The 9,701-nt window shown below is 57.6% G+C and carries 7 protein-coding genes; 5 read left to right on the top strand and 2 right to left on the bottom strand.

The genetic code is table 11. The features are described 5' to 3' along the window. Positions 1–162 precede the first annotated feature (162 nt). A complete protein-coding gene (locus tag HY30_RS13970) occupies positions 163–939 on the bottom strand; it encodes an SDR family NAD(P)-dependent oxidoreductase (RefSeq protein WP_051615507.1) in 777 nt (258 codons plus the stop codon). A gap of 42 nt (positions 940–981) precedes the next feature. Next, on the bottom strand, positions 982–1,962 hold the full coding sequence (locus HY30_RS13965; RefSeq protein ID WP_034741878.1) for an LLM class flavin-dependent oxidoreductase: 981 nt from the start codon (positions 1,960–1,962) through the stop codon (positions 982–984). Between the two features lie 235 nt (positions 1,963–2,197). Between HY30_RS13965 and HY30_RS13960 the strand changes: the two genes are divergently transcribed. From HY30_RS13960 to HY30_RS13940, 5 genes are all read left to right on the top strand, one after another. After that, positions 2,198–3,385, top strand: a complete 1,188-nt coding sequence (locus HY30_RS13960; RefSeq protein WP_034741889.1) for a CaiB/BaiF CoA transferase family protein — start codon at positions 2,198–2,200, stop codon at positions 3,383–3,385. 201 nt (positions 3,386–3,586) lie between these two features. Then, on the top strand, positions 3,587–4,696 hold the full coding sequence (locus tag HY30_RS13955; protein WP_051615506.1) for an efflux RND transporter periplasmic adaptor subunit: 1,110 nt from the start codon (positions 3,587–3,589) through the stop codon (positions 4,694–4,696). 5 nt (positions 4,697–4,701) lie between these two features. Further along, positions 4,702–7,830 carry an efflux RND transporter permease subunit gene (locus tag HY30_RS13950; RefSeq protein ID WP_034741875.1) on the top strand — a complete coding sequence of 1,043 codons (3,129 nt, stop codon included), beginning with the start codon at positions 4,702–4,704 and terminating at the stop codon, positions 7,828–7,830. 329 nt (positions 7,831–8,159) lie between these two features. Then, entirely contained in the window at positions 8,160–8,768 is a 609-nt protein-coding gene (locus tag HY30_RS13945; RefSeq protein WP_081812253.1) for an ANTAR domain-containing response regulator, read from the top strand. 426 nt (positions 8,769–9,194) lie between these two features. Next, positions 9,195–9,701, top strand: a 507-nt coding sequence (locus HY30_RS13940) for a TonB-dependent receptor plug domain-containing protein (RefSeq protein WP_155839349.1), incomplete at its 3' end; no start/stop codon positions are given.

Below are 9,701 nucleotides of genomic sequence, written 5' to 3'. Positions count from 1 at the left end.
CACCTATGTCTCGAGCCGCTCAAAGGACTTGGCGGATAGTTGGGTTTGAAGACCATTATCTTTGGAAGCGCCGAGGAAGCATAGTAACAGCCATGAAAGAATGCTCAGCCGTTGATGTGAGCTGAGCACTCGTCTTTGTTTTCGGGTGACTTCCGCTGCGCTCTAGAGGGAGAGCCCGCCGTCGACGATGAGGGTCTGGCCGCAGACATAGGCAGCGAGCGGGCTGGCGAGGAAGACCGCGGCGCCTGCCATGTCGCCGGGCGTGCCCATCCGTCCCACCGGGATGGCCCGTAAGGCGCCTTCAAGGCGTTTGGGATTTTCGGTCGTTACCTTGGTCAGCTTGGTGTCGACAAGGCCAGGCGCGAGGCCGTTGACGCGAATACCGTCAGGTGCCCAGGCTTGGCCAAGAGTCTTTGTGAGACTGATCGCGCCAGCTTTGGAAGCGGCATAGGCCGGGTTGCCGACATTGGCCGAGAGGCCTGAGATCGAACTGACGATAATGATCGAGCCACCCGCCTTCGCAAGCATCGGTTTGCACCGGCGGGAACAGTGCATGAGGCTGTCGAGATTGACGGCCATGACTTTGTCCCAGCCGGGGTTTTCGAATTCACCGCGCTTGTAGACAACGATGCCCTGGCTCAGGACGAGGCAATCGAGGCTATCGAAGTCAAAGCTGGCCGCCTCAATGGCGTCTGGGCTGCCGACATCGACCTGCTGATAGACCAGACCTTCAAGATCACTGCCCTCAGCGGGGGCATAGTCCGACGCTTTGGCGCGTGTTCCCCAGACATGCACCTCAGCGCCGCGGACATGAAAAGCTTGCGCAATGCCATTTCCGATGCCGCTGGACCCACCAACAACGAGAACCCGTTTTCCGGTAAAGTCTGTATCATCAAGGCTCAAGGGTATTTCCTCCGATTTTCTGTTCTGCAGTAACATCGCCTATCTTGGCGCTATTATGCAATCCCGAAGGGGAGCTGATTAATTCTGGGTACTGGCTATCAGCTCGAATGAGCGCAAGCGTGCATTATGATCATAGACGTCCGAGACGATAATGAGTTCGTCAGCGCCGGTCTCGGAGACTAACGCGTCTATACCTTTGCTGACGGTTTCAGGTGAGCCGACGATTGAGCGGGCCAGCATGTTCTGGGCCTGGGCTTTCTCGGCCGGGGTCCAGTAATCGTCTATATTGTCGATCGGCGGCTGGCTGAACGAGCGCGTGCCGCGCAGCAGGTTGGCAAAGGACATTTTCTGCGTGGTGGAAAGACGTTGCGCCTCGGCATCCGTGTCGGCGGCGATGATGTTCACGCCGACCATGGCGTATGGCTTGTCCAATTGCTCAGATGGCTTGAAACGGCTGCGATAGATTTCGAGTGCGGCCATCAGATGCGCCGGCGCAAAGTGCGATGCGAAAGCGTAAGGCAAGCCAAGCTCTGCGGCGAGCATGGCGCCGAAATGGCTCGAGCCGAGAATCCAGAGAGGAACATTGGTGCCGGCGGCGGGGACTGCCTGGACGCGCTGGCCCGGTTGGACGGGTTTGAAGAAGGCTTGCAGCTCCATCACGTCCTGGGGAAAGCGCTCGGCGTCCTCGTGGGTCGTGCGCAGGGCGCGGACCGTAATCTGGTCGGTGCCAGGGGCCCGGCCGAGACCGAGATCGATCCGGCCAGGATAGAGCCGTTCAAGGGTACCGAACTGCTCGGCAATGACAATCGGTGCATGGTTGGGCAGCATGATCCCGCCTGCGCCGACGCGGATTTTCTTCGAGCCAGCAGCCATGTGGGACACAACCAGCGATGTCGCAGCGCTGGCGATACCGGCCATGTTATGGTGTTCCGCCACCCAGATGCGGTTGTAGTCCCAACTCTCGGCATGCGCCGCGAGGTCGCGCGCATTGTCCATGGCCGTGCGGGCATCGGTGCCTTCGGTTACACGGACAAGGTCGAGAATGGAGAGTTTGGTCATCAATCGGGGCTCCGGAGTGGCGTCGTACGGTGAGGTGGCACCATGCAGCAGGTTACTTGGGGACGCGCCGACCCGAAGTCAAAAAACTGGCTGTGTGCCGCCGGGGAAGGGGACTGCCATGCCGGTCTCTGCATTGAAAAACCATCCTCAACCTCGTAGCAAAACCCTGAAAAACCCGTCGGAATCCCGTCCGTAATGATGCGAAACCGTCGATAGAATGATCGAGGAAATGCCCATGCCAGGCACCAACGTGCTCTCCGATATCCGTATCGCCGACATGACGACGGTCATTTTCGGTCCCTATTGCACGCAGACGCTGGCCGACATGGGCGCCGATGTCGTGAAGGTCGAACCGGCGGCGGGTGATGACTTCCGCAATGTCGGCAAGCCGGTGAACACAAAATCCATGGGGCCGTGTCACCTGACTATCAATCGGGGCAAGCGTTCTGTCGTATGGGATCTCAAGTCGGACGAGGGCAAGGCGGCAATCACGAAGCTGATAGAGCAAAGTGATGTTTTTATTCATAATGTCCGGGAAGACGCGGTGGCGCGGATCGGGCTGACTTATGACGAGGTAAAGGCGATCAAGCCGGATATCGTCTACGTGCATTGCACGGGTTTCGGATCGAGCGGGCCCTATGCAGGTCGCCCGGCCTATGACGACCTGATCCAGGGCCTTTCAGGCACGGCCAGCCTGTTGCCACGGGTGGACGGTAATCCTGCGCCGCGCTTCCTGCCGACCGCCATTGCCGACAAGGTGTCTGGCCTGCACGCAGTCTATGCCACGCTCGCAGCGCTGCGTAAGCGCGACAGGACCGGGGAAGCCGTGCATGTCGAAGTGCCGATGTTCGAGTGTGTGACGCACTTCCTGCTGGAGGAGCACCTCTACGGCGAGACGTTCGATCCGCCGAACGGGCCAGCCTGCTACCAGCGCCAGGTCGATCCCTCACGCCAGCCTCTCGAGACAGCAGATGGATGGATAACGATTGCGCCCTATGTCGACGCACGTTGGGTTCGCCTGTTTGATGTGCTGGATGCACCGGACGAGTTGAAGGACGAGCGCCTCAATGACCGGCGTGGACGCTACCACAACATGCCCTACATGATGGAGCGGGTTCAGGCGTACCTGACGTCAAAGCCGACGCAGCATTGGCTCGAAGCCTTTTCTGCAGCGGACATTCCAGCTGCACGCGTCAATGACATTACAGAGCTGAGGGACGATCCACATTTGCAGGCGGTTGGTTTCTTCCAGAAGCGGGCGCATCCGACCGAGGGGAATTACTGGGAGACGCAGCCTCCGGTGATTTTCAGGGACGAGTCGGTGCGTACAATCCGCCCAGCTCCCCTGATAGGCGAGCATACGGATGAGGTTCTTGCTGAAATTGGCCTCACTGCTGCACCAAAAACAGATTCCAAGGCCTGAAAGCGGGTCTGAACCGATAAATTTCTCGTTACCATTGGGAAACTGTTCGTTTTTTGATGCTAAGCGAGGCGTTCGACATGGTATTGCCTCTTGGACTTGGCGGATTACTTCGTGAAGTGCGGGGACAACGCCATGTGGGCGCTTGTTTCCGGGCATTCGTGCGGAATCTCGCAGTTTGACGGAACATCATAAGGCATTTGAATGGCACATACTGGCCGTATCTGGAGCAAACTGACTCTGTCGCGGACGCTTGGTGCGGCGATAGCGGTCATGGCGCTTCTGACAGTTCAGGCTTCTGCGCAAGGGCGCGGACCATCCAGTGTGTTTGTCGCGGAAGTCGGCAAGCAGGATTTCGCCATGCGCATTGAGGCGCTGGGCACGCTGAAAGCAAATGAACGCGTAGAACTCACGCTCAATGTGGCGGACCGTGTGACCGCCATCTATTTCGACGATGGCGAGCGCGTGAAACAGGGCAAGACGCTTGTTTCCCTTGCACAACGTGAGCAGATCGCCCTGGTCGAAGCGGCGCAGGCCACGGCCGATGAAGCCCTTCGCCAGTATGAGCGAGCTCAGATACTGGCGAAACAGGACGCTATTGCACAAACCTCGCTTGATGCTGCCCTGCGGGACCTGGACAATGCCAATGCCCAGTTGCGCGCCGTACAGGTGCGCCAGAAGGACCGCGTGCTAGTTGCGCCATTCGATGGCGTTCTTGGTTTTCGCATGGTCAGCGTCGGAACCTATGTGAGGCCTGGTGATGTGGTTGCAACACTGGTCGACGATAGCGAGATGAATCTCGATTTCGGAGTGCCGTCTAGTTTCCTTCTGTCACTCAAGGCGGGAGTCACCGTCACGGCGACAACCGATGACCTGCCGGGCATGGAATTTGCCGGCAAGATCGACAGCGTCGACAATACAATTGATCCGGTGACGCGATCGGTGCGCGTGCGCGCCGTTCTACCAAATCCGGATCGTAACTTGAAGGCTGGCATGTTCATGCGTGTTACCATTCTGGCTGACGCGCGCACCGCGTTGTCTATTCCGGAAGGGGCGATACAGCCACTTGGGCCTGACAACTTTGTCTACGTCGCTGTCGAGGAAAATGGCAAGAAAATCGCGCGGAAGAGAAAAATCCAGATCGGCCTTCGTCAGGCTGGGAATGTTGAAGTCCTGTCCGGACTCTCCGAAGGCGATCTCATCATCACCGAGGGGGCTATCAAGGCCCGTGACGGGGGTGAAGTCCTCGTGCGTGAACGTTCGGCTGTTTTCCCTGGCGCGTCCGGCAACGGCGCTGCCCTTAACGCGCAATAGCCCGGATGTTGCTGTCAGACGTCTCCGTCAAGCGTCCGGTCTTTGCCTCTGTCCTGTCGCTTATCCTAATTATTTTCGGCCTCGTCGCCTATAACCGGCTGGCTTTGCGCGAATACCCGGACATCGACTCGCCAATTGTCACGATCAGCACACGCTATCCCGGTGCATCGGCCAATGTGATCGAAACTCGTATTACGCGCGTTATCGAAGACCGTATCGCTGGCGTCTCGGGTATTCGCTTTATCAATTCGAATTCCACTGACGGCCGCTCGCGTATCAGTATCGAATTCAGTATCGATCAGGACATTGACGCAGCCGCCAATGATATACGAGACCGCGTATCCGGTGTGCTCAACAATTTGCCTGACGAATCCGATCCGCCAGAGATCGAGAAGGCGGACGCGAACGATGATGTAATCATCTGGCTGAACTTTGGCAGCGACCGCCTGACGACGCCTGAACTCACCGATTATGCGGAGCGATACATTGTAGACCGTTTCTCGGCCCTTGATGGGGTTGCGCGTGTGCAGGTCGGGGGCGCGCGCGATTATGCGCTGCGCATCTGGATCGACAGGCGAGCGCTTGCCTCGCGGGGTCTGGCTGTCAGTGATATCGAAAATGCGCTGAGGCGAGAAAATATCGAGGCGCCGGCTGGCAGCCTGGAGTCGGATTCCCGTAACTTCACGGTGCGTATCGAGCGAGCCTTCAAGACGCCGCAGGATTTTGCGGGGTTGGTTATCTCACAGGGCGATGACGGATACCTTGTCCGCTTGGGCGACGTCGCCCGCGTTGAGCGTGGCACCGCCGAAGACAGGAACACATTCCGGGGCAATGGCGTGCCCATGGTCGGGCTCGGCATCATTAAACAGTCAACGGCGAACACTGTTGAGGTGGCTGCCGCAGCAAGAAATCTGGCCGACGAGATCAGCAAAACACTGCCGGAAGGCATGGTTATCGCCCGGGGATCGGATTCTTCGATCTTCATCGATGCGTCCATTCGTGAGGTCTACAATACGCTGTTCATTGCGGTGGGACTGGTTACGGTCGTCATCTTCATGTTCCTGGGGAGCCTGCGCTCGACCATCATTCCGGCCATAACGGTGCCGATCTCGATCATTTCCACATTCATCGTACTGTTGGCGCTGGGACTATCGATCAACCTGCTGACGCTGCTCGCGCTGGTGCTCGCCATCGGTCTTGTCGTGGACGATGCCATCGTTGTTCTGGAGAATATTCACAGACGCATGGATGAGTATGGCGAGACGCCACTTGTGGCGGCCTATCGCGGCACGCGTCAGGTGGGCTTTGCCGTGATTGCTACCACGATGGTGCTTATCGCGGTCTTCATCCCCATCACCTTCCTGCAGGGTAATGTCGGGCGCCTGTTCACCGAATTCGCGCTGACCATGGCTGCGGCCGTCTTCTTCTCCAGTATATTGTCGCTGACCATTGTGCCGATGATGTCCTCAAAGCTTTTGAAGCCCAAGGCCACGACGGGTGTGATGCGTTACATTCCGATGGCGATTGACAGCGTGTTTGCGCGCCTCAGGGCCGGGTATGGCTGGATACTCAACAAGCTCATCTTCCGGCCGATCCTTGTCATGCTGATCCTGTTGGGCATTTTCGGAGGCGCGGCCTGGTTGTACCAGAACATCGACGAGGAGTTCGTGCCTCAGGAAGACCGCGGTACCTTTTTCATCAGCATTCGCGGGGAGGAAGGTGCGTCGTTCGATTATATGGCGACGTATCTCGACGAAATCGAGCAACGCCTGCTGCCCTATACAGAATCTGGCGAGGCAACACGCCTTCTGGTGCGGGCGCCGGGCTTCGGCAGTGCGAGCTTCAACCAAGGCTTCGTTGTTGTTGTGTTGGAAGATTGGTCGAAGCGCCGGTCCGGCGACGAGATCATTGCGGAGATTAATCAAAAACTGTCTGACATGCCGGGCATACGAGCCTTCGCGGTCATGCGGCAGGGCCTCGGTGGTGGCAATGGCAAGCCTGTCCAGTTCGTTATTGGCGGGCCGTCCTATGAGCAGCTGACCCAGTGGCGCGACACATTTGTTGCCGCGCTGGAGGAAGATAACCCGGGCCTCGTGGACATCGACTGGGACTATAAGGAAACCCAGCCGCAGTTCCGCATCTCGATCGACTATGACAGGGCCGCCGACCTTGGCGTGACCGTCTCGGATGTAGGCAACACGCTGCAGACCATGCTCGGATCGCGACGCGTGACGACCTATACGGATGACGGCGAGGAATATGACGTCATCTTGGAAGGGCTGCGCTCCGACCAGAATACGCCGATGGACGTTCAGAACATCTACGTGCGGTCGTCCCGCTCCGGCCAGCTTGTTCCGTTGTCCAGCCTGACCAAGATTGTCTCGATTGCCGACAGCCCAAGCCTAAACCGTTACAATCGCGTGCGATCGATCACGATTGAGGCGGGCCTTGCGCCGGGCGTCTCGTTGGGCACTGCGCTAACCGGCATGGAGCGTATTGCCAAGGAAGCGCTGCCGACCGAGGCCACGATTGACTACAAGGGCCAGTCACTCGACTTCAAATCTTCCGGTAGCTCGATCCTGTTCGTGTTCGCGATTGGCCTCGTGATCGTGTTCCTTGTGCTGGCGGCGCAGTTTGAAAGCTATCGGCATCCGATCATCATCATGCTCTGCGTGCCCGCGACGATCGCCGGTGGTTTGCTGGGGCTTTGGCTAACGGGCAACACGCTTAACATCTATACCCAGATCGGACTGATCATGCTGGTCGGCCTTGCGGCCAAGAACGGTATCCTGATCGTCGAATTCGCCAACCAGCTGCGAGATGAGGGCGAAGAGTTTGAGGTGGCGCTGCGCGAAGCGGCCCTGGCGCGCTTCCGGCCAATCGTGATGACCAGCTTGACGACGGCCGCGGGCGCTGTGCCGCTAATTCTGTCTGAAGGGGCAGGGGCGGAGACGCGCCAAGCCATCGGTGTCGTAATTTTGTTCGGCGTAATTACCGCAGCTTTCATCACGGTTCTGTTCGTGCCGACCGCCTATGCGCTGATCGCTCGGAAATCAGGTTCTCCAAATGATGTGGCACGTCGCCTTGAGATCGAAGAAAAAGAAGCTGATTTGGCACCCGCACCCGCCGAATAGGGGCAATCCGCCCCGCTAAGCCGGGGCCGCCCAATATGGGGTGAGCTAAAAAAATGAAACTGCCACACAGTTGGCAGAAAAGCTTATTGTGTGCCCAACGTTGCATCTAGCGCTCCGTTCGGTCGCGCAGTTGGCCGATTCGCCTTGAATTCATGTCGGACTGACCCTGAAGCTTGCTCAAATGCAGCAGTAATCAGGGGCCCGGCGATACTCAGCTTCATGGCGACACTTAAGGCACGATCAGTAGAAATTGGGCGCGGCAGGCAGGCTTTGTCCCCCTTGCTTTGCTTGGGGCGGCAGAGCGTGCCTCAGCTACCGGGGGGCACGCCATGAACGTGCCGCAGTGCGACCCACCAGTGATGCCATTGGAGATTTTGCTTGTCGAAGATGACGTTGCCCGAGCGGCGATTTTCGACGAGGGGCTCGGCGACACAGCGAATGTGCGCCGCATCGCCGAACTCTCAATACAATCTGTGATCGCGGCGACCGATATTCACAAGGCCGATCTACTCATAATAAGCCGCCATGTGCCGGATGGGGATATGATCCGCGTTGTAGAAGAGCTTTCAGGCAAGAGACCGATGCCGATTGTTGTCTTTGTGGAGGCAGACCAGGGTGACCTCGCACGCCGTGCAATCAGGGCTGGTGCAAGTGGTTATATCGTCAGTGGCCTGTCTCCCGCGCGCGTTGGCCCAGTGCTGGACGTCGCGATGGAGCGTTTTCGGCTGATGGATGCGCTGCACAAGGAATTGTCACGTTCAAAGAGCGACCTGGAGGCTCGCAAGCTGATTGAGCGTGCCAAGGGCTTATTGATGGAACAAAGGGGCGTCACGGAGCAAGCTGCTTATGAAGCCCTGCGCAAGATGGCCATGTCCCGAGGGAAACCTGTGCGAGAGATCGCAGAGACGATTGTGGCCATTTCGAACATGCTTCCCTGACCCTTCGGCTTTCCCATATGGCCAAGCCTCACTTTAGTGAGCATGCGGTGTTCTTGCATTCCAAATAATCAGGTGACGTAAGTGCACCCACATTAAGCTGACTTCATGTTGCGGTGCATCATTACTGTGCGCTGAGACCTTGTAGGGCCGGAAGCGCAGAGATTTCAGTTTGAACGAAGCAATACACCGGTTCTGCTGGAAACTGGTTCAATGATGAACCAGTAGAGCGGCCCAATGCTGGGCCAGCACTGACAGTCGTCGTGTGAAGGCGGCTTTCCCAAGAATACGAGAGATCCAAGGGTATCTTTCATCGAATTTTCCGGTGTGGCGCGTTGCAACGCATACGGAGGAGATTTTGAGTTAATCCGCTCTGCGGATGGGGTCGCGTTGCCCGACAAGCAGCGCAGCAAAACGGGGTAGTAAACAATGAGAACTTCTTTTCGAACATATCTGATGTCTGGTGTGTTTCTGGCTGCAGGTGGCCTGACGGCAACTGCTCAGGAAATTGCCGTCGCACAGGAACTTGCCGTCACAGATTCAGTCTCTGTGCAACAGACCATTACTGTAACAGGATCGCGCGGAAAGCCGCGTACAGTCGCAGATTCGGCCGTGCCGATCGATGTTCTCGACGAAGCAACTATCAAGGATGTTTCGTTTACGGATACAAATGACGTTCTCAAGACGCTTGTGCCTTCTTACACGATTGGTCGTGAGCCAATCTCTGACGGCTCGACCTTTGTGCGTCCAGCAGCGCTACGTGGTCTGTCATCGGACAAAACACTCGTGCTCGTAAATTCAAAGCGTCGTCATCGTGCCGCGCTGGTGTCGATTGGCGGCTCGGGCACGCAAGGTCCTGATGTTGCAACGATCCCAGCGTCAGCATTGAAAACAGTTGAAATTCTCCGCGATGGCGCTGCGGCACAATATGGCTCC

Origin of the sequence: Hyphomonas chukchiensis (genome assembly GCF_000682695.1) — a bacterium.
Lineage (GTDB): Bacteria > Pseudomonadota > Alphaproteobacteria > Caulobacterales > Hyphomonadaceae > Hyphomonas > Hyphomonas chukchiensis.
This window is presented reverse-complemented; position numbering and strand designations above follow the sequence as displayed.

Bases quoted from the DNA above. Each gene is read 5' to 3' on its own strand.
- HY30_RS13970 (WP_051615507.1), bottom strand. From the start codon at position 939: ATGTTACTGCAGAACAGAAAATCGGAGGAAATACCCTTGAGCCTTGAT.
- HY30_RS13965 (WP_034741878.1), bottom strand. From the start codon at position 1,962: ATGACCAAACTCTCCATTCTCGACCTTGTCCGTGTAACCGAAGGCACC.
- HY30_RS13960 (WP_034741889.1), top strand. From the start codon at position 2,198: ATGCCAGGCACCAACGTGCTCTCCGATATCCGTATCGCCGACATGACG.
- HY30_RS13955 (WP_051615506.1), top strand. From the start codon at position 3,587: ATGGCACATACTGGCCGTATCTGGAGCAAACTGACTCTGTCGCGGACG.
- HY30_RS13950 (WP_034741875.1), top strand. From the start codon at position 4,702: ATGTTGCTGTCAGACGTCTCCGTCAAGCGTCCGGTCTTTGCCTCTGTC.
- HY30_RS13945 (WP_081812253.1), top strand. From the start codon at position 8,160: ATGAACGTGCCGCAGTGCGACCCACCAGTGATGCCATTGGAGATTTTG.